This window comes from Pedobacter sp., assembly GCF_965279535.1.
Taxonomy (GTDB): Bacteria; Bacteroidota; Bacteroidia; order Sphingobacteriales; family Sphingobacteriaceae; genus Pedobacter.
Genome location: NZ_OZ257244.1, coordinates 4,045,314 through 4,065,452 on the forward strand (window position 1 = coordinate 4,045,314; position 20,139 = coordinate 4,065,452).

General features: G+C 41.1%; 21 protein-coding genes. 13 read left to right on the forward strand and 8 right to left on the reverse strand.

Annotated elements, in window-relative coordinates:
• Nucleotides 1-71: 71 nt before the first annotated feature.
• Nucleotides 72-662, reverse strand: coding sequence for a GIN domain-containing protein (locus tag ACQY77_RS16550; protein WP_421941074.1), 591 nt, complete (start codon nt 660-662; stop codon nt 72-74).
• Between the two features lie 305 nt (nt 663-967).
• Between ACQY77_RS16550 and ACQY77_RS16555 the strand changes: the two genes are divergently transcribed.
• Complete coding sequence (locus ACQY77_RS16555) at nt 968-1,393, forward strand: DUF1801 domain-containing protein (protein ID WP_421941073.1); 426 nt, start codon at nt 968-970, stop codon at nt 1,391-1,393.
• Nucleotides 1,394-1,491: 98 nt separating this feature from the next.
• On the opposite strand, the gene ACQY77_RS16560 is transcribed toward ACQY77_RS16555, so the two are convergent.
• The 4 genes from ACQY77_RS16560 to ACQY77_RS16575 form a co-directional block, all read right to left on the reverse strand.
• Nucleotides 1,492-2,289 (reverse strand): SDR family NAD(P)-dependent oxidoreductase, encoded by a 798-nt coding sequence (locus ACQY77_RS16560; RefSeq protein WP_421941072.1) that lies wholly within the window; start codon nt 2,287-2,289, stop codon nt 1,492-1,494.
• 287 nt (nt 2,290-2,576) lie between these two features.
• Complete coding sequence (locus ACQY77_RS16565) at nt 2,577-3,110, reverse strand: dihydrofolate reductase family protein (RefSeq protein ID WP_421941071.1); 534 nt, start codon at nt 3,108-3,110, stop codon at nt 2,577-2,579.
• A 64-nt stretch (nt 3,111-3,174) separates the two neighbouring features.
• A complete protein-coding gene (locus ACQY77_RS16570) occupies nt 3,175-3,954 on the reverse strand; it encodes a helix-turn-helix domain-containing protein (RefSeq protein ID WP_421941070.1) in 780 nt (259 codons plus the stop codon).
• Nucleotides 3,955-4,102: 148 nt separating this feature from the next.
• Nucleotides 4,103-4,936, reverse strand: a complete 834-nt coding sequence (locus tag ACQY77_RS16575) for a hypothetical protein (RefSeq protein ID WP_421941069.1) — start codon at nt 4,934-4,936, stop codon at nt 4,103-4,105.
• Nucleotides 4,937-5,081: 145 nt separating this feature from the next.
• Between ACQY77_RS16575 and ACQY77_RS16580 the strand changes: the two genes are divergently transcribed.
• The 4 genes from ACQY77_RS16580 to ACQY77_RS16595 all read left to right on the forward strand — a co-directional run bounded on the left by ACQY77_RS16580 (nt 5,082) and on the right by ACQY77_RS16595 (nt 8,801).
• Nucleotides 5,082-5,285, forward strand: a complete 204-nt coding sequence (locus tag ACQY77_RS16580) for a hypothetical protein (protein ID WP_421941068.1) — start codon at nt 5,082-5,084, stop codon at nt 5,283-5,285.
• A 94-nt stretch (nt 5,286-5,379) separates the two neighbouring features.
• Nucleotides 5,380-6,024, forward strand: a complete 645-nt coding sequence (locus ACQY77_RS16585) for a hypothetical protein (protein WP_421941067.1) — start codon at nt 5,380-5,382, stop codon at nt 6,022-6,024.
• A 32-nt stretch (nt 6,025-6,056) separates the two neighbouring features.
• Entirely contained in the window at nt 6,057-8,315 is a 2,259-nt protein-coding gene (locus tag ACQY77_RS16590) for a molybdopterin cofactor-binding domain-containing protein (RefSeq protein ID WP_421941066.1), read from the forward strand.
• A 30-nt stretch (nt 8,316-8,345) separates the two neighbouring features.
• On the forward strand, nt 8,346-8,801 hold the full coding sequence (locus tag ACQY77_RS16595; protein ID WP_421941065.1) for a (2Fe-2S)-binding protein: 456 nt from the start codon (nt 8,346-8,348) through the stop codon (nt 8,799-8,801).
• An 847-nt stretch (nt 8,802-9,648) separates the two neighbouring features.
• Here the strand turns inward: ACQY77_RS16595 and ACQY77_RS16600 are convergent.
• A complete protein-coding gene (locus ACQY77_RS16600; RefSeq protein WP_421941064.1) occupies nt 9,649-9,831 on the reverse strand; it encodes a hypothetical protein in 183 nt (60 codons plus the stop codon).
• A 254-nt stretch (nt 9,832-10,085) separates the two neighbouring features.
• On the opposite strand from ACQY77_RS16600, the gene ACQY77_RS16605 reads away from it, so the two are divergent.
• On the forward strand, nt 10,086-10,994 hold the full coding sequence (locus ACQY77_RS16605; protein WP_421941063.1) for a lysophospholipid acyltransferase family protein: 909 nt from the start codon (nt 10,086-10,088) through the stop codon (nt 10,992-10,994).
• Nucleotides 10,995-11,152: 158 nt separating this feature from the next.
• Here the strand turns inward: ACQY77_RS16605 and ACQY77_RS16610 are convergent, their stop codons facing one another.
• The gene (locus ACQY77_RS16610) at nt 11,153-11,563 is read right to left on the reverse strand and encodes a hypothetical protein (RefSeq protein ID WP_421941062.1); all 411 of its coding nucleotides are present in this window, start codon (nt 11,561-11,563) and stop codon (nt 11,153-11,155) included.
• 42 nt (nt 11,564-11,605) lie between these two features.
• Nucleotides 11,606-12,445 carry a hypothetical protein gene (locus tag ACQY77_RS16615; protein WP_421941061.1) on the reverse strand — a complete coding sequence of 280 codons (840 nt, stop codon included), beginning with the start codon at nt 12,443-12,445 and terminating at the stop codon, nt 11,606-11,608.
• Nucleotides 12,446-12,686: 241 nt separating this feature from the next.
• Here ACQY77_RS16615 and ACQY77_RS16620 point away from each other — a divergent pair, with 241 nt between their 5' ends.
• The 7 genes from ACQY77_RS16620 to ACQY77_RS16650 all read left to right on the forward strand — a co-directional run bounded on the left by ACQY77_RS16620 (nt 12,687) and on the right by ACQY77_RS16650 (nt 20,010).
• Nucleotides 12,687-13,112, forward strand: a complete 426-nt coding sequence (locus ACQY77_RS16620; RefSeq protein ID WP_421939148.1) for a transposase — start codon at nt 12,687-12,689, stop codon at nt 13,110-13,112.
• Nucleotides 13,109-13,966, forward strand: a complete 858-nt coding sequence (locus tag ACQY77_RS16625; protein ID WP_421939290.1) for a transposase — start codon at nt 13,109-13,111, stop codon at nt 13,964-13,966. Before ACQY77_RS16620 ends, ACQY77_RS16625 begins: the two co-directional genes overlap by 4 nt.
• Before the next feature lie 572 nt (nt 13,967-14,538).
• Nucleotides 14,539-16,008, forward strand: a complete 1,470-nt coding sequence (locus tag ACQY77_RS16630) for a hypothetical protein (RefSeq protein ID WP_421941060.1) — start codon at nt 14,539-14,541, stop codon at nt 16,006-16,008.
• 10 nt (nt 16,009-16,018) lie between these two features.
• Nucleotides 16,019-16,600: a hypothetical protein gene (locus tag ACQY77_RS16635; protein ID WP_421941059.1), complete on the forward strand. Its 582-nt coding sequence runs from the start codon at nt 16,019-16,021 to the stop codon at nt 16,598-16,600.
• 448 nt (nt 16,601-17,048) lie between these two features.
• The gene (locus ACQY77_RS16640) at nt 17,049-17,939 is read left to right on the forward strand and encodes a hypothetical protein (RefSeq protein ID WP_421941058.1); all 891 of its coding nucleotides are present in this window, start codon (nt 17,049-17,051) and stop codon (nt 17,937-17,939) included.
• A gap of 69 nt (nt 17,940-18,008) precedes the next feature.
• Nucleotides 18,009-18,902, forward strand: a complete 894-nt coding sequence (locus ACQY77_RS16645) for a hypothetical protein (RefSeq protein ID WP_421941057.1) — start codon at nt 18,009-18,011, stop codon at nt 18,900-18,902.
• 211 nt (nt 18,903-19,113) lie between these two features.
• A complete protein-coding gene (locus tag ACQY77_RS16650) occupies nt 19,114-20,010 on the forward strand; it encodes an alkaline phosphatase family protein (protein WP_421941056.1) in 897 nt (298 codons plus the stop codon).
• Nucleotides 20,011-20,139: the final 129 nt, after the last annotated feature.

The window sequence follows — 20,139 nt, forward strand, 5'->3', positions numbered from 1 at the left end:
GGTGATTGTTGGAATTGGGGGGCTAAGCTATTAGGCAATTTGACTTTTGACACCCGGTTTCTGCCTCCATGTTATTTACTTAACAATGCCAATCCGTTTTCTGGTGTATACCTGGTTTGGGTTTTGGCAGCAGCAAACTTATCCATGGTTAGTTTCTGGTTTCTGCCCATTACCAACATGTGATCGTTAGTAGAACCGCTAAGGTTAAGGTTGGCCTGATCTTCGATTACGGTGTATAAACCTTCAGAACTGGAGTTTAAGTCTAATGAAGCACTATCGCTTAAGAATACCTGTAAAAACTGAGCTTTAATTTGACCCTGGCTTTTTACTTTGGCATTGTTCATGGCATGGATTCTGTAGATTTCGTTCACATAAACGGTAACTTTTGCCGGTGTATTGTCTACCGAAACGATTTCTAACCCATCGCCATTTTGGATGGCCCTTACCTTGCCGCTGTTTTCTTCGGCATAGCTTACACCTGTGCGTTTACCCTGTACAATGGTAAGCTCTACATTACCTTTTACCAGGATGCGTTTGAAAGCTACTTTTTTCTCGGCAGTAACTGGTTTGATGATTTCTGTTGCCTGGCTCACTAATGCTGTTGAAGTAGTGAATACTAATGCTAAAGAAGAGGCGATTAATGTTTTGAATAAAGTTTTCATATGCTTTAAGTTTTAAGTTTTTTTATAATATTTTAATTGAATGTTCTGATAATAAGATGCTATGCCGGGGAAAATGTTGCACGCAGAATAGGCGTATTATACCAGCAAGGATAGTTAATCGACGAACGGGCGTAATTTGAAGACGAAAGGGGAAAGGAGATTTGAGACTTGAGATGTGAGACTTGAGATATGAGACGTGAGATTTGAGATGTGAGTGGGGAGCGTGGGTGATTAGGCGGTTTTTAGTATTTGTGGTTTTGATAAATAGGCCTTAACTTTAGTTAAACCAACTAAACTATATTACCATGGCCACCCTTAAAACCACCTTGAACGACGCCAGCGTTGAAGATTTTATTACCTCATTTGCTGATACAGAACAGAAGCGTAAAGACAGCTTTGAGCTGCTGAAGATAATGGAAGAATTTACCGGGTATAAGGCTAAGATGTGGGGCGCAAGTATGATTGGCTTTGGTTCTTACCACTACAAATCTGACCGGAGTAAACAGCAAGGCGACTGGCCTTTGGTAGGTTTTTCGCCACGAAAAACAGCCATTTCATTGTATGTAAACATGCAAACGCCGGAGCATGAGCTGCTTTTGCAGGATTTAGGAAAATTTAAAATGGGCAAAGGTTGTATTTATGTAAATAAGCTTGCTGATATTGATGTAGCGGTGCTGAAGAAAATGATGGGTGCTACCATTAAGCGTTTGCAGGAGAAGTTTCCGGCTTAAGATTGATTTAAAATATACAAAAAGCGGCAGACCGAATGTACAGACAGTATGCCGCTTTTGCTTTAGCTAAGTAGGAAGGCGTTTATTGTGATTATAGCCTATAGGCAACGGATGGTTCCGCCATCTACACGGAGTACAGCACCGCTGATGTAATTAGCAAAGGGGCTGCAGAGGTAAAGTACTGCACCGGCTACTTCTTCTGGTAGGCCAAATCTGCCGGTATCATTAGGAATAAGTTCCTGAACTGCTTTATACTTAATTTCTTCGATATTGGTTCCCCAGCCAAATTTGGGTGCTGCATTGAGCAACCAATCTTCGACCATTGGATTGATGATGGCACCCGGTGATACCACATTAGAAGTAACTCCGGTTTCTTTGAGTTCTCTTGCCAGCGAAACAGAGAGGTTATGGCGTGCGGCCAGGGTAGCGTTATAATGTGGTTGTTCTTTAATGGGCTGAATGCCGAGGCCACCACCGATGTGCAGGATGCGGCCCCAGCCCAGGGTTTTCATTTGGGGCACCAGTCGCTGGATCATCCTTACATAGGCAATTACATTGATGTTGTAAATGTCTGCCCAGTTTGCCGCTGTGGCGTTTTCCCATGATTGGTGAGCGGTGCTGCCGGCATTGTTAACCAGGATATCAATAGTTCCAGCTTTTAGGGCAGCGGCGGCTACGGCATCGGCCCCTTCATCTGTACTTAAATCGCCAATGGCAATATCTACTGTTCCGCCCAATGCCTTGATCTCGGCTGCAACCTGTGTTGCGCGTTGTTCATTTCTACCATGTACCACTACCGATGCGCCTTCGGCGGCGAGCATTTTAACGATGGCTTCGCCCAATCCCGAACTTGAGCCTGTTACCAGTGCTCTTTTTCCGATTAATTTTAAATCCATTATTGTGTTTTGATTTTTCTTTATGATTTGATGTAATCAAAGTTCGGTAAAGGAACGTTCCGCGGTTTTGCTGAGCGGCTCAAGTTACTTTGTTGAGAAGCACAGCAGCGTTGAGGAAAGGATTGAATTATTGAATGAGAGAATGAGAGAATGAGAGAATGATTGAATGAGGGTTTGGATGTTTTTCAGAGAAACCTGGAGTTGATTTGTTGGAGTGGGGAAGGGGTAGTGGCGAGAAGCAAAGGTAAGCGGGGTGGCGAGTGCAGTAATGATCGCTTAACCCCTGACTAATGTACAATTGCATACCGCAGCGATACCAATCCGGTTGGATAAGTTTTACTTTCGAGTAGTTGGAGGTTTGTTCGGCTTGCCTGTTCCTGAAACAATAATTTGCCATTTCCCAGGAGTATGGGGTGTACTGAAAGCCACAGTTCATCTACCAGCTGGTGTTGCATAAGTGTAGCGGTTAGGGAAGCTCCACCGAAGAGCCAGATGTCTTTTCCGGGTTGGGCTTTGATTTTTCGTGCCTGTGCAATGGCATCGCCGGCGATGAGGATTGCCTCTTCTTTTACAGTAGTTAGCGTATTGGAAAATACGTACTCGGTTATTTTAGGCATTCCGGGCACAATATCGCCCTTAGCCTGTTCGGCATATTGCTGAGCAATCTGGTAGCTTTTGCGGCCGATGAAGAGGGCATCTATCTGCCCGAAAAATTCATTTAAGCCATAATCCTGATCGGTAAAGCACCAATCATATTCGCCATTTGGCCCCTCAATGTATCCATCCAGGGAGATGGCTAATCCTAATATCAGTTTTCGCATCGTTTTATATTTTACTTTACAAAAATGGGTTGTTTATGTTGCCGTTAATTGTATAAAACAGACATCAGAACAAAATATGATTTGCTTTGGCAACCTGTGCGGGGGTATGATCTGTGTAGGCCTTATAATCTCTGATAAAATGAGCCTGATCGTAATATCCGCTATGGTAAGCGATTTGGGTAAGTGTGCTGGCAGGATAATTTTTTAATTGCTGAAGGGAATAGATAAACCTGCTTACACGCAAATATTCTTTTGGTGAAAGGCCAAGGTGTTGCTGGAATTTACGGGCCAGCTGTCGTTGACTGATTCCGGTGGCGGTACTCCATTGACTTACCGGTACTGAGTAGCCGGCCTGGTTTTGTTTGAGGCAATAATGGATCACCGGATCGTGGGTGGAAAGAGATAGCCGGTGCAAAAGTTGTTGCTGAATAATTTCTGACCGCAAATGGTTATTGTTGGCGAGTGCAATTTTCTCTTCGAGCTGAGCCGCTAAAGTACCCCACAAATCGGCAAGCAGGGTTGTAGTATTGCTGAGCAGTTGCATGGGGATATTGAAAAAGCGATAGGCCATACCGGGGTAGAAACAAATAGCCAGGCAGCCTGCTCCTTTTCGCATTTGCACGGCTGTTGCCTGGCTCATGCGGAAACTGACAATACTGCGTTGATGTAAATTCTTGTTGATGATGGCTACCGGGCTGCTGGAATAGTTAATAAATAGTTCTACGCAGGCATCGGGCAGTACCTGCAGATGGGTTAGGCTAACAGCTTCATTGCAATCCATTGTGCAGATAAGCTTAACATAGGGTTGCAGGGCAGGGATGATAGGGTACTGCTGTATATGCATGGTTTTACAAATATAACCTGCATAAGGCAGTTAAAAAAATAGCATGGCCTTAGCGGGTGGCCGAAACCTTGGCCGGGCTAACGATTGGTAAAATAAACAAGCAGAAGCCCGATGCCGGACTTCTGCTTGTTTATGTACTGTACCAGACTTACTCTACTGTGGTGTTAACCGTCATGGTTTCGAACTGGATTCTAAGGGTTGTATGCTTATTTTTGGGCACACTTACGGTGATACTTTTTGTAACAGGTGCTTCTATGTTAAGGTTTATCCCGCTACTGCGAAGGAGATAATAGTTGATGGTACCGTTTTTACTTTGTTTGTAGCCAGACATGAAATCGTTTTCCATAACACCAAAGGGAACCTGTGTATCAAAACGATAAGCCGAGTAATCGTTTTGCAAATCTACAGCATAGTCTGTTTTATCGGTTACAATTACCGTTAGTAAGCCCACAATGCGTTCCATGATGAGTTCGGCAGTTTGGTTTTTGTTTAACTGAAGCCCGGTAGTTTTGGCAAAGAAAGTATCGGACGTTTTATAATATTTATCTAAGAAAGAAAATGATGGTTGCCAGTAATGGAAATTAGCGTTGGGGTAGGTGGAGTACACGGGGTTGTTTTTGTCTGCTTCGTAAAACTGATTGATACCAAACTCGGTATTGGATCCAATAGCCACAAAGTTGTAAGTGCCGCTGGGCAGTTCGAAGCTAATTTTACCAAAGTTGGCCGTGCCGGGCAGATGCGTTTGCCGGGCCACTTCTGCACCGGTTTCGGTATTGTAGGCCACAATGCTTAATTGCTTAACGAAATTCTGAATAGGCTCTGTAGGAAAGCCTACATTGGGCTCGCCTACCGTATGGTTGAGGCCACCAATTTTAAATTCGATTTTGTAATGCTTGATGGTTTCTACCGGTTCGCCGGGTTTTTTGATACATGCCGTAAGCATAACCGCTACCGCACATAAGGTTAATAGGAATTTTTTCATAAGGCTTTTTTATAACAAAATAGCCATAATATGAAGCTGGTTTGCCTAATGTAGCCCTGTTGTACAGCTTATTGTGAAAATGGGAAGTTGTTTTTACATCTTTTTGGAATAAGTGGGGTAGAACGGGAAGTTATGGAATGATTGAATGATTGATAATACAGCCATTCTGCTAAACGATATTGACCTGGTGGCCGTGGTTGGTGGCAGGGATGCCATTAATCCGTTTATGGTTACCGAAGTATACATCAAGGAAGATGGTAAATGGAAGATGGGATCACTCACCTTTTCACACCTATCCAGACCACTTAAATTGAAAAATACTAATCCTGAGCAGAAGGAAGAACACTAAGCTCTTTTGAGATAACCACAATTGAAAGGGAGGAAATCCTAAGCAAATATTCGTTATCTTAGTAATAGTAATCAACTAACAAAACATAAGCAAGATGAGTACCCAGCAAAATAGTACGCTCAAAAGGCGGGGCATTGTCAGGGCCTTTTTGGTCATGGGCATCTTATTATCCATGATATGCATAATGGCGAGAGGTGCTGCTGAGCAGGAAACTACGCTTACTAAAGCGCCACAGCAGGCAAAGCAGGATAGTGTAACCTCTGTAAAGGCCTTTGAAAAGGTGTATGCCGTACTGATGAGCCCACGGTGTATGAACTGCCACCCTGCCGGCAATGTGCCACTTCAGGGTGACGACAGCCACCTGCATGCCATGTTGCCTAAGCGCGGTACCGATGGCAAAGGACTTTATGCCATGAAATGTGCTAACTGCCACCAGCCCAGCAATACCCCAGGTCAGCATACCCCTCCGGGCAACCCCAACTGGCATTTACCTCCTGCCAATATGAAAATGGTTTTTCAGGGCAGATCGCCTCAGCAATTGGCCAAACAACTGGTAGATCCTAAACAAAACGGAAATAAAGACATTAAGAAATTGATTGAACATGCGGATGATGGTCTTGTGCTTGCGGGATGGAATCCAGGGGAAGGAAGAACACTTCCACCATTAAGCCACGCTGAATTTAAAAAAGCCTGGATTACCTGGTTAACAACCGGAGCCTTTGCTCCAGGTGAGAAATAACAAATCTGTTCATTTATCAAAAAACATTCAACATGGGAAACACCGATAATAACTACAGCAGGCGTGCCTTTCTAAAGTCTACTGCCCTTGTAGGTGGCGGATTGATGATCCATTTTAGCGGACTGGCTAAGCTGGCATTACCGCCTAACGCTGAAGTGGCACCAGCAGCACAATGGGCTGAAATTAATGGTTATGTGAAGATTACTCCGGATAATGTAGTGAAGCTTATTTGTCCAAACCCCGAGTTCGGACAAAACGTAATGACATCACTTCCGATGATGGTTGCAGAAGAGCTGGAGGTAGACTGGAAAAATGTAATTGTAGAGATGGGACCTCACGACAATGTGAAGTTAGGTCCGCAGTTTACCGGAGGAAGTAATTCGATGCGGATGTACTGGAAACCACTCAGAGAAGCCGGAGCAACCGCCCGTAACATGTTAATGCAGGCAGCCGCGCAAAGCTGGGGCGTTCCTGTTGAAGAAATTACCACCAGGGCCGGAATGCTTTATCACGAAAAAAGTGGTAGAAAGGCGAAGTATGGCGACCTTGCTTCGAAGGCCGCAACCATACCCGTTCCGAAAGGGGTTAAACTAAAAGAGGTTAAGGATTTTAATGTGGTACGCCACTCGCAGAAAAATGTAGAAGGTGCAAAATTGGTGAATGGTAAGCCACTCTTCGGACTTGATTACCAGCATGAAGGCATGCTGATTGCCATGGCTCAGCATCCACCTGCATTTGGGATGAAGCTTAAATCATTTGATGCCTCAGCTGCGCTGAAGATGCCTGGCATAAAGGATGTTTTTACTATAAAATTATATGAAGAGGGTTTTGAGCAAGGCGGGTTTGATGTACGCACGTTCAACGATCTACTGGTGGTGGTAGGCAAAACCACCTGGGAAGTGATGAACGCCCGCAAAAAACTGGTTGTAGAATGGATGCCAGCCGGCGACGTTAAAGATACCATGACAGGCAGGGGAGGAAAAAGAGAGGTTGTTGTTCCGGGAGTCCTGGAAAATACCCAGGAGCAATATGCCAGGATGCGGGAGTATGCTGCTAAACCAGCACAGCAGCTGAGAAAAGATGGCGATCCGGAAACGACCTTTAAAAATGCCGCGCAGGTGGTAGAACGAACTTATACCGCGCCTTTTTTAGCGCATAACTGCATGGAACCCATGAATTTCTTTGCGCATGTTACAGATGAAAAAGCCTTATTGGTTGGTCCGTTGCAAGCACCAGGATGGGCAGAACCCACCTTGATGAAGGTTTTAAACCTGCCGGCCGATAAGATCGAAATTCAGATGACCCGTATGGGTGGAGGTTTTGGGAGAAGGGCTTATTGCCACTACCTGGTAGAAGCCGCACTCATCTCTAAAAAGGCAAAAGCACCTGTTAAACTGATATACAGTAGAGAGGATGATTCTACCTACGGTATTTACCGCCCAATGTACACTGCTACCTACCGGGCAGCTTTAGATTCGAGTAAGAACCTGATTGCTTTTCACGTAAAGGGAGGTGGTATTCCAGAACATGCTATTCATGCCAACAGGTTTCCGGCGGGTGCAGTAGATCATTACCTGGCAGAGGGCTGGCAAATCCCTTCCAATATTACCATTGGGGCCTTCAGGGCGCCGAGGTCTAACTTTAATGCTGCTGCCGAACAATCTTTTCTGGATGAACTGGCTGAAACCATGGGTAAAGACCCGATAGATTTCAGGCTGGAACTGTTAAAAAGGGCGAAAAATAACCCTGTTGGAAAGAACAACGAATATGATGCAGACCGCTACGCAGGTGTACTGCAGCTGGTTAAAGAAAAATCGGGCTGGAATGGACCCGATCAGAAGAAATACAGCCGTGGAGTTGCCGCTTATTTCTGCCACAATTCTTATGCTGCCCATGTGGTAGATATGGTTATGAAAGATGGTGAACCTTATGTGGAAAGGGTTTTCAGTGCCATAGATTGTGGCATTGTAATTAATCCCGATGCAGCCACGAACATGGTGCAGGGTGCTGTTGTTGATGGGATTGGAAACAGTTTGTATGGTGGACTCACACACAAAAACGGTGAAGTAACCGAAAATAACTTCCATAAATACCGGATTATTCGCATGCATGAAGCACCTAAAGAAATAACTGTTTCTTTTATACAAAACGATATTGATCCTACAGGACTGGGCGAGCCTCCTTTTCCGCCAGTTTTTGGTGCTGTGGCCAATGCGCTTTATAAGGCTTCCGGAAGGCGTTATTATCAACAGCCCTTTGCTGTGCCACAACAGGGGGAAGGCAGTGTTTAATCCATTTCTTTTATCATTAATGTTTGCAATATGATTACGCTAAATATCAATAAGAAAACCTACAAGGTGGATGCGGATCCGGAAACCCCATTGTTGTGGGTACTGCGTGATATCATTGGCCTGGTAGGCACTAAATACGGCTGTGGTGTAGCACAATGTGGTGCCTGCACTGTTCACCTGGATGGTGAAGCTGTTCGGTCTTGTGTAACCAGGGTTAGCCGCGCTCAGGGCAAGAAGGTAGTTACCATTGAAGGGCTTTCAGAAACGGGCAACCACCCGCTGCAAAAGGCCTGGTTAGCGCTGGATGTTTCGCAATGTGGCTACTGCCAGGCCGGGCAAATCATGTCGGCTGCAGTGCTGCTTAAAGAAAATAAAAATCCAACTGATGAGGATATCAATGATGCCATGGCGGGTAATATTTGCCGCTGCGGAACTTATCTGCGCATTAGGGATGCGATTAAGCTGGCAGCTAAGGATGTTAAATAGGTCCTTCGACGGGCTCAGGATGACAACAAAATGGTAAAAATCATCTGTCACGTTGAGCTGGTCGAAACGCAATTACTAAAGGTCCTTCGACGGGCTCAGGATGACAGCAAAATAGTAAAAATTAACTGTCACGTTGAGCTGGTCGAAACGCAATTAATTAAAGGTCCTTCGACGGGCTCAGGATGACAACAAAATAGTAAAAATTAACTGTCACGTTGAGCTGGTCGAAACGCAATTAATTAAAGGTCCTTCGACGGGCTAAGGATGACAGCAAAATAGTAAAAATCATCTGTCACGTTGAGCTGGTCGCAACGCAATTATTAAAGGTCCTTCGGCAAGCTCAGGATGACAGCAAAATAGTAAAAATCATATGTCAGGTTGAGCTGGTCGAAACGCAATTAATTAAAGGTCCTTCGACAGGCTCGGGATGACAACCAAATAGTAAAAATCATCTGTCACGTTGAGCTGGTCGAAACGCAATTAATTAAAGGTCCTTCGACGGGCTCAGGATGATAACAAAACAGTAAAAATCATCTGTCACGTTGAGCTGGTCGCAACGCAATTATTAAAGGTCCTTCGACAAGCTCAGGATGACAACAAAACAGTAAAAATCATCTGTCACGTTGAGCTGGTCGAAACGCAATTAATTAAAGGTCCTTCGACGGGCTCAGGATGACAGCAAAACAGTAAAAATCATCTGTCACGTTGAGCTGGTCGAAACGCAATTACTAAAGGTCCTTCGACGGGCTCAGGATGACAACAAAATAGTAAAAATTAACTGTCACGTTGAGCTGGTCGAAACGCAATTATTAAAGGTTCTTCGACAAGCTCAGGATGACAATTGATGTTAGCTTCCCCTTAGACCTCTTATAATAATGAAAATCGAGAATATAAAGGCAATCAGGTAGACAATGGCCAACCCGGTGTGCTCAAATTTTAATTGTTGAAAATCGAATTGTTTATACAGGGTAACCCCTAAAATGATGGCGATAATGCTGAACGTAAACGAGAGTGTTTTTTTCTTTTCCATGTTTTTTTTTCGATGAGGAGATGATAACCATAGTCAAACCTTTGAGAAGCTTTCTTTTTATTATCTTCTCATGGGGTAACGCAAGGTGTTTCGCTAAGATAATTAAAAATAGTAAAATACTTTTCCGAATTGGTTTATCAGTGTTCTGTTGCATTGTCATCCTAATCTCACAATCGATCGGCTTAACAGGAATAAAATGATTTGGTAATTATCAGTTGCCTTGCTATTTCTACTTTTGCGGCAAATCCATCGAAATGTTTCCCCGCCATCTCACTAAATTGGGTATTTTGTGTTTAACAGCCCTATCCTTACTGCCTTTAAGTTTTCTATATCTGCTGGCAGATTTTCTGTACCTTTTGGTTTATCGTGTAATTGGATACCGTAAGCAGGTAGTTAGACAGAATTTACAGCATGCTTTTCCCGAAAAGAGTGATGTGGAAATTGCTGCTATCGAAAAGAAATTCTTCCATTACCTGGTTTCGCTCATTGTAGAAATTGTCAAGATGAAAAGTATTTCTGCCAGTGCTTTGCAAAAACGGGTAAAGTTTAAAAACAAGGATCTGGTTGAAGCTTATCTGGCAGATAATGAAAGTGTAATCTTTTGCTCCTCGCACAATGGAAATTACGAATGGGTATGCATGGCCATAGGCCTGGCCTTTTCTGCCCAGCATTATCCCATTTATAAACCATTAAGCAATCAGGCTTTTGACCATTGGTTTTTAAAGATGAGAAGTAAATTTGGCAATAAAATGGTGGCTATGCGCCAAACGCTACGGTCTATCCAATCCAGTAAAAATGATTTAACGATTTACACTTTTGGCAGCGACCAGGCCCCATCCAGAGAAGATTCTATTTATTGGACAAGTCTTTTAAACCAGGAAACTTCCATCCAGTTAGGGGTAGAAAAGATTGCGCGTAAAACCAACCGCCCCGTTTTTTATCTAAAAACAAAGCGTTTAAAAAGAGGTTATTACGAGGTAGATTGTATTCCGGTTTGTCTGGAGCCGGCACTTACGGCCGAGTACGAAATTACTGAACTGCATACCCGCATTTTAGAAGATATGCTCAGGGAAGAACCGGCTTACTGGCTTTGGAGTCACCGCAGGTGGAAATACAAACGAACTGTTACTGCTGCACCTGCAAAGGCTTTAGCCTCTGTGTAAGATTTTTAATTTAATCACCAGGCTGCGTAGGCGTTCAGCTATATTTATCCTTCCCGAGTGCAATAATGGGTTTTAAATCAGTGCCCTGACCTGGAACATTACCCAGACCCACTAATGACCGTGGATCTGGGAACTAGCTTTTAATATACTGTTTGTTGTTATTTTTCTGCTTTGCAGTCTGTTACCTGGATGCTCTTAGCTATAAGTGGCTCTGCAGATGATTGGGTTGTTTCTGTCGCAATCAATTCATTTCCATTATTGATTAAGAAATAATTCGATTTGCCCTGAGTTACGGTAAATTTTATGGGAACAGGTTTTCTTCCATCGGGAATACCACCAGCAGTGATATAGATGGTATGTTCGCCTGGTTTTACATCCTGAATGGTGTAACGCTTGTTCTTGATCTTGCAGACTAAAATGTCATCAATAAAGATTCGATAATTGATGGCAGATCCTCCAGAACCAGTTCGGCGGACTACATAAACTTTCTCAGGCTTATCCTGAGCAAAAGTGTTTAATGTTAGGGAGATCAGTAACGCAACTATTCCGGTAATTGTGATTTTTTTCATATTAAGTATCGGTGAAATTAATAATAGATGATGAACCTGAATTTACTTTCTGTACAGAGGGCATCTTTTTAACAGATATTCTAAGGGGCCACTGTATGATCCATCTGTATTGCTTAAGAATGCTTTATGGCTCTGGTTGTAGATGCTGGCGTTGTTATCCATGTAAATCTGAAGACTTACGCTCACATCATAGCGTTGCACGGCACTGCTGTTGGCCGAGCTGTAGCTTGATACACCTTTCACCTTTTCAGCATCATCACGCTTTACGTTGGTGCTTCCTACGTTGCTGGTTGAGCTGGTTTGGTATCCTTTGTTCTGCGTCACCGTTCCATCAATAATGTATTCTACACCCAGAATATCACATAGATTTTTCATGGTGAAACCAATAAGCTTATCGCGTGTGGCACCGGCCTGTATAAGTGCTGCATTGGTGGTACGCGGATCTAATATGGTGTAACCGGCCGAATGCTGCGTGAGTATTCCAAAAGCATCCTGTTGTGCTTTCAGGCCTATAGCATCGGCTCCGGGTTGGTTGTCCATTAAAAATGTAAAGGGTAGAATGGCGATCTTATTGTGATGATCAGCCGGGCTTGCGCTCATGGTAACCGGATCCTTTTGGCGGGTTTCTGCGGGCTGGGCGGCGGTAGCAAATGTTTCTGTTCTTCCGCTGGAGTGGATAATCTGGGCGATATCGGATTTTTTAATCACGTATTCAGCCGTTTCTCCAGCGTATACAAAAGATACATCGGCATCGGTAATCCTGATGATGCGGCCTTTTAGTTCCTCTCCGTTTGTTTTCTTAATGATGTCTGTCTTGGCAGATTGCGCTAATGCGTTTAGTGTAAGCAGGATGCCTACCAGAAATAAGTAAATTTTTTTCATGATTTAGGGATGTTTGCTCAAAAATAACAAATCCTCCGCTTCGTTGGTTTCAGTTGATATTAAATATTTTAATTGCTTTTGTTAAATCTTAAAAAGAAAAAGGTGAGTTGCTTAGCTGTTTATTTGGCCAGAAGCAGAACTTTTAAGCGCCCAGACTTACAACTTTTAACCTTTTAAGCATCCAGACTTGTCGATGCCTGAAATAAGTTGACCGTTTTTTAAATTTTTAAACATATAAAAAATGGGAACATCAACAGTTTTAGGATTAAACTCTAAGGAGCGTTTAATGCGAGTATTTAGTGACAATTTCAAGGTCCAGAAAGTTAGGGAGCTAGAGTGTGGGCTGGCTTCCATATCAGATGTTTGCAAACAATATCAGGTAAGTCGCACCAGTGTTTACAGATGGATTGCTAAATTTGGTATTATGAGAGAGAAAAAAGATCGTTTGATAGTTGAAAGCCAGAGTGATACCCAGGAGCTTCTTGCCCTGAAAAAAAAGGTAGCAGAACTGGAACGTATGGTAGGACAAAAGCAGATCCTGCTTGATTTCCGTGAGAAGCAGATCGAAATCGCAGAAGAGATGTATGGTGTGGATATTAAAAAAAAACTTTCTACCCGACTGCCCGATATTTCTGGGGGAACAGACAACGATTCTCCTACAGTATGAATTTCTTCTACACCAGTATAGGGATAAGCAAGCAAGCCTTCCATCAGCAACTTGGTCGCACCGCCTGCCATCGGGAATGCCGGGAATCCCTGCTTCTCATCATCCATCAGCTAAGGAATGACCATCCTACCATGAGTAGCCGTGCGATGTACTATAAGCTAATGCCTGAAGGGATCGGCCGGGACGCATTTGAAGCCTATTGCAGCTATGAGAACCTCAGCGTTAAGCGGGTTAAGAATTGGCGCAGGACAACCGAGAGTAGTGGCGTTACCCGCTTTGAGAACCTTGCCAATAATCTTTGTTTAAGCAAAATCGACCAACTTTGGCAAAGTGATATTACCTATTTTGAGTTGAACGGACGTTTTTATTACCTAACCTTCATAATTGATGCCTTTTCAAGGCGTATCCTTGGGCACCATACCTCGGGCAGGTTGCTAACCGACCAGACTACACTCCCTGCTTTAAGAATGGCACTAAAAGAACGCAAAAGGGAAAACCTGGAGGGGTTGATCTTCCATTCAGATGGTGGAGGCCAGTATTATGACAAGGAGTTCCTCAAGCTGACCAGACAACACAAAATATTAAACAGTATGTGTGAATTTGCCTGGGAAAATGGTAAAGCAGAAAGGATTAACGGTGTAATCAAAAACAATTATCTAAAGCACAGAAGGATCAGGAATCTTAATGAGCTGATAAAAGAAGTTGACCGAAGCGTTAAACTTTATAACTTTGATAAACCACATATTGGGTTACAAAGACTCACACCAATTAAATTTGAACGCCAACTTAAAGAAACCTCAATGCAAAAGAGCAAAATAAGAAATATTGGAAAATCAATGCAAATTGTAAACTAACACTGGTCAACCTTATTTAGGCATTGACAACTTACAACTTACAACCTAGAACTTACAACTTTCTAAGCACACCTGAATTTAACTTTTAACCTTCAACTTTTAACTCTTAATCGCCCAGACTTACAACTTACAACCTAAAACTTACAACTCCCTAAGCACCTAATGTGCCAACGGCCAGTAAAACAGTTAACCCTTTAGTAACCCAAAACAGACCCATTCTTTACCCCTGGGGTAATGTTTAACACTGCAAACAGTAAAGAAAAGGTAAGGAAACAGTAACTAAACAGTAAACCAGGGGTTAACCAAGGGTACAGGAGAGGTAAACAAACAGTACAGAAAGGGTAAACAAAGGGTACAGAAACAGTAGAGAAAGGGTAAACAAAACCAGCTTTTATTATTTGTAAAGGTTGTTAATTTGTTGGTTTTCTTTGTTTTATCTGCTGGTTGGCTTCTGTAAAAGGCTAGTAGCATTGAATGATTGGCGCATTTTGAGTAATTGCATTTTAAAATAAAAGTTTTAAATTAGATCATCTCATCTCTCAAAAATTATTAACCAATTATCTAAATTAACGATGAGGAATACTTATGCCCATTTAAAATCCTATGGATTTTATGTGATGTTACTATTTGGCCTGCTATTGTTTGTACAGGCTTGTAAGAAAGACAGCCCCGCAACTGAAGCAGAGAGCCAAACCGCGCTTATTGATGATGCCAGAAACTACTTTGAAGAAAACGTTTTAAATAAACTTGAAGCCATTCCAAACGATCAGAATTATCGACATGCTTTAAAGAAATCGTTACTTTGGGAAAAAGCAAAAACAAAGCAGATTAGCCTTGGTGAGGCTGTTATTGTTCCCATTAAATACGATAAAAAATTGTTCTTCAGTGCTGATCAGAAAAATCAATCTATCCAATCACTTGAAAACTCGTACCTGATGATTTACAAAGATCGAAAACGGAAGTTCAGGGCAGAATGGGTTACTGTGATTCCTGATCACAGCCAGAAAGGGAGTGCCAAATTTGTAGGCACGGTACTGGTTGAAGACTGGGTCGGGCATTTTGTTAAGGCTTTTGCGTTTGGTAAAACAGGAGATGTTGTACCGGTTAAACTTACAGCTTCTGAGCTTTATACCACCATTGGCATGAGGCGATTGTCTTGCTATACTATACGTTACTACGGACACAACTATGTAGAAGGGGTTGCAAATAGTGATTATTGGTATGAAAATGGTTCTGAAACCTATTGTCTTAATGAATCGGGGATAGACTATGGCCCCTATGGAGATATGGGTGATATGGGCAGCGGAGGTGGTGGTGGTGCAGGATCAGGAGATTATACATCGGTGTTAGATTGCAATGGGGATGTAAACGGGAGTGCTTATACCGCCGATTGTGGGTGTATTGGGGGAAATACGGGGACAACGGAATGTGCCCAGAAAAATATAATAGATAGCCTTCGTGGATATCCTTGCGCTCAAAATCTATTAAGGCAACTTCCAAATCTAAATACTCAAATAGCTAGTCTTGTGAAAAATACATTTGGAATAACCGATAATATCAATTTGACTTTTAAAGTTAATCAGGCCTTAGCTGGAACAACCATAGATGGACAAACAATTTCGGGCAACTTCGTTGCAGGCATTGTCGATGAAGAAATAGTTGAATTGAATCCTGATGTTTTAAAGAATTCTAGTCAGGAATACATTTTGGTTACTTTATATCATGAGGCTTTACATGCTTATTTTAATAAAATGTCTCATCAGTTATCACCAACAGAATTTGCCAATCGATTTGGCTCTTTATCGGTTAACGGCGGACGAACATTGTTTACAGAAGTAAGTGGTCATTTTGAAATGGCAGCGAATAATTATCTAAATGGTTTAAGAAACGCAATTCTTACCTTTAATCCAAATTATGACGTTGATAGGGCATATTCTTTAGCCAAAGTTGGAGTTGTTCTTTCTAATTCATCTGACAAAGTCATTAACGATCAAGAAAGAGACACAAGAACGCTGGGTTACACAGGTACTAAATGCCCTTAAAAAAAATAAGATGAAAACAACATTTAAACTATTGCTTTTGATTGGCTTTTTGGCGAATTTTTTCAACGTATCGTTATTTGCACAAGATATTGCCCAAAAAGGTGGTAACAGCTTGTTGGAAAAAGAAATATATACTGTTTTTTTGAAAAACAACCCTAAACCACTTTTAAAGGACAGTTCTATGGTGTATGCTTTTAGTTTTAAGATAAATATTTTAAAACACAAGGATGGTAAATCAATGGCTATTAATATATCTGCTAACGATAGTACTGCCTATACACTTTTTCCGAATTATAAATTGCTCTATAAAATCAACTATAGCCCTTTGCTGGGAATAGATAAAAAAGCAACTTTAATCATCCCATTGTTTATTTATACTGTTAAAAGCGATGATATTAAAAAGCAAGATCAGAAAAAGAGTCTTATCACTATGGATGCAGCGATAAATGCCCTGTATCAAACTTATACCAGTGTTAATTCTGATGAACAAACCGGTAAGATTGTGGCTTTCAGGAAGATCATTTTATCTGCTCCGGTTGTTTTTGATTATGCAACTTCTGCCATAAGCGGCGGACCTGGTATTATCAAATAACTGTATGGTATATTTTAATGGAAACACACACGCAACACCATTTTTTTAGCATCCTTTATCGTTATCTGAAGTAACTTACAAGATTGGGCTTGGGATAACTGATTTTAAGTTAATTCCATCTCGGCCGGAGCTGACGGAAACATATATCCACAAGATTTACTAGCCGATACAATTTAGCTTCAAATAAATTATGACCCTGGAACAACTGTTAAAATAGGTGCTGTAGCTTACTAAGAAGCTGCGATGAAAAAAATATGTTTATTAGCCGTATTTCTGTTTTTTTTCCAAACGAGCTTTTCTCCCGAAGCTAATTATTTTGTTCCTTATAGCCCGTCTACACAAGATGGTGTAATTATAAAAACTAAACCGTAGTAGCGCCGAGGCTGTGCAAATTGCTTTAAGGCGTTAAATCGCAGCAACCATTGATGCTATTTTAATATAAATGATAATGAACCAAATGAGATATCTTTTACTGTTATTAATTGTTCTATATAATTTTTCTGCGTTTGGGCAGCAGGAAGCTCCATCAAGTCAATATGTAATTATTGATACTGATGAGATTAGCGGTGATTTTGTGGGTTATAACTTTGCCAAAGGAAAGGATAGCCTAAATCGGGAAGCTTACGTGCTAAATGCCAGGTATAAATTAAACAAAAAGAACGGCAGCCGGGTATCTGAAGATGCTGACTTTATATTCACATTTTATATTTTCCCGACTAAAAGAACTTTGCTTAAAGAGGTTTCAGATATTAATCAACTAAATAGAATATCAACAAGTGATGCCAGATCTGTTAGAATCAGTCTTTTAGCTGCTAAATTTGATGAGTATTTGTATTTCAAACCTTTGATAAAAACTCATAATAAGTACTATACTTTTGAAAACTGCGTGGTTGTTGGACAGGCTTTCTCACTGCAAGAGGATGAGCAATATTTTCCAGAATACGGGGCAGGGTCATCAAGGTTTCAATTGAATTTGCTTTATAAACCCTATTCCCGGGAAAACATCAATGCATTTAGAAAAGTTATTAATAAAGATTCCACTGCTTTACAACGCTTTACATTGGGTTGGGTTATGGATTTTTACGATAAATGGTTTATCTCCAAAGTTGATCGCCAGAACAAAACCATTGATTTTTGGATAGACTTAAAAGTTATTCACGATTCCGGGTATTCCTTTGGTAGAATAACAACTGAAATTAAATACAAAATTGGGTTCGGTGTAACAGATTTTACCATAATCCCCTATTATGAGCTTCTTGGAGAGTACCTAAAGGGGAGTAATTTTCCTGTGCCATTCACATTTAAGGAAGTTATTGACATTAAGAAATTTATTAAATAGGATTTTAAACTAATTAACTGATCTGGCTGAGGTTTAAATCTGGAACAGGGAGATAAAAAGGAATATACCATGAGACTTAAGTGTTTAGCCATAATTATTGTAGTTTTCTGGTTCCTTCAAACCAAAGCTTCTGCTCAAACTGAGCGCAAGCTAACATCGAGGTATATAGTTATACCATTGAATTCAGTGAATGATTTAAGTACTGTTAAGCTCTTTAAAACGGTTTCAAAAGATGGACATACCGCCTATGTTTTTAACCTACGATATAAACTGGATGATCATTACAAAAGCTTAGCTGGGGATAATGCCGATTTTATGTTTACCTTTTATTTTCTGCCAAACAAAAAGATAGCACTAACTGAAATAGAAAATACCAACGATATATATAAAGGCCAGGTTAATGATATAAGTGAGGTAAAGGCCGAGTTAATCAATTCCAGTGCAGAAGGTACATTCTATTTTGAGCCTATTATCAAAATACAGCATAAGTATTTTAGATTTTCAAAATGCCTGATCTTTGGACAAGCATTCATTATACAAGAAAAACCACAGTATTTTCCTTTGTATGAAAAAAGTTCGCATCGTTTTGAAATAAACACATTGGCTAAACCCTATACGGAACGGGCTATTGACTCTTTGCGCAAAACGATATATCGGGACACTACTTCTTTATTAAATCCTGGAAATTTTATAGAAGATTTCTATGACCAATGGTTTATCTCTAAGATTGATCGGCCAAATAAAAGCATCAACTTTTGGATTAGATTGAAAACCATACGGGATACGGGTATTACTTTTGGAAGGATTACATCTGAAGTAATCTATAAAATAGGGCTTGGAATAACTGATTTTAAGTTAATTCCATCTCGGCCGGAGCTGCCGGAAACATATATCGACAAGCATTACTCGCCGATACAATTTAGCTTCAAAGAAATTATGACCCTGAATCATCTGTTAAAATAAAACAGGGCGTATTGGCAAGGTTAAAATCTTATTGTTTTACATCAATATATAGGGGAGAAACAGTTTGCAGTTGATTTATATTTGCGAACAGATTTTCTTATGATAGAAGGTGTGCTGGCCAAATAATATTTATATTTCTTTTTAGCTGTACATTCCTTTTTTTATGAAATCTGTGGGGTTGCGTTAAACTGAAGATTAAATATTGATATAAATGAAAAGATTTTTTTTATTGCTAACTGCATTTTTTACTGTTGTATCGCTTACACAGGCGCAAAATAAAAGTGTACTTATCATTGGTTTAGATGGCTTCAGTGCTGAAGGTTTCAAGGCGGCTAAACATCCAAACCTGGATCGTTTATTTGCCGATGGCATATTGTCCCTCAGCACAAGGCCGGTAATGCCATCTATAACGCTGCCCAACTGGACCAGCCATTTAACCGGATCGGGACCTGAAGAGCATGGTGTAACGGCCAACGACTGGACATTGGAAAAACACTCGCTAAAAGCCCTTCAAACTGATGCAGAAGGATACTACCCATCTATATTTAAAATTTTAAAAGCGGAATATCCAAATGCTAAAACGGCGTATTATTATAACTGGAAGGAACTCATTTACCCTATAAATAAAAAGTATCTTGATGAGGTTTACTTTGAAGCGCAAGATCAGTATAAGCAAAGTTATGCTAAAGCCTTTGATTTTTTACAACGGAACAGGAGCAACCCCACATTGGTTTATTTGTACAGCGTTCATACCGATCACGCCGGCCACGGGTTTGGCTGGATGGGCCCTGAATATATTAAAGCCATTGAGGATGCTGATGTTGAAATTGGTATATTGGTTGAAAAACTAAAATCAGCCGGCTTGTATCAAAAAATGCATATTTTATTGATCACGGATCATGGTGGGATTAAAAAAGGGCATGGTGGGGTTTCTGCAGCTGAAATGGAAGTTCCCTGGGCCATTACGGGGCCTAAGGTTAGAAAAGGTGGATTAACCACCAGCTTTAATTCGAATAAAAATACTTCATTGGTTTTGGCTAAAATTTTCGGTCTGAAGAAGTTGCCAGCCGTGTGGACAGGCACAATCCCGGAAGGCGTGTTTAAATAGTTTCGTTCGGATGAATGAGATTGTATAAGGTCAGAAAGAAATCTAATTTGGTAGCAGGTGTCTTTCATCTTTACCGGACAAGATTAATAATATTGAGATAAAATGGCCGACTGAAGTCATTGATAGTAG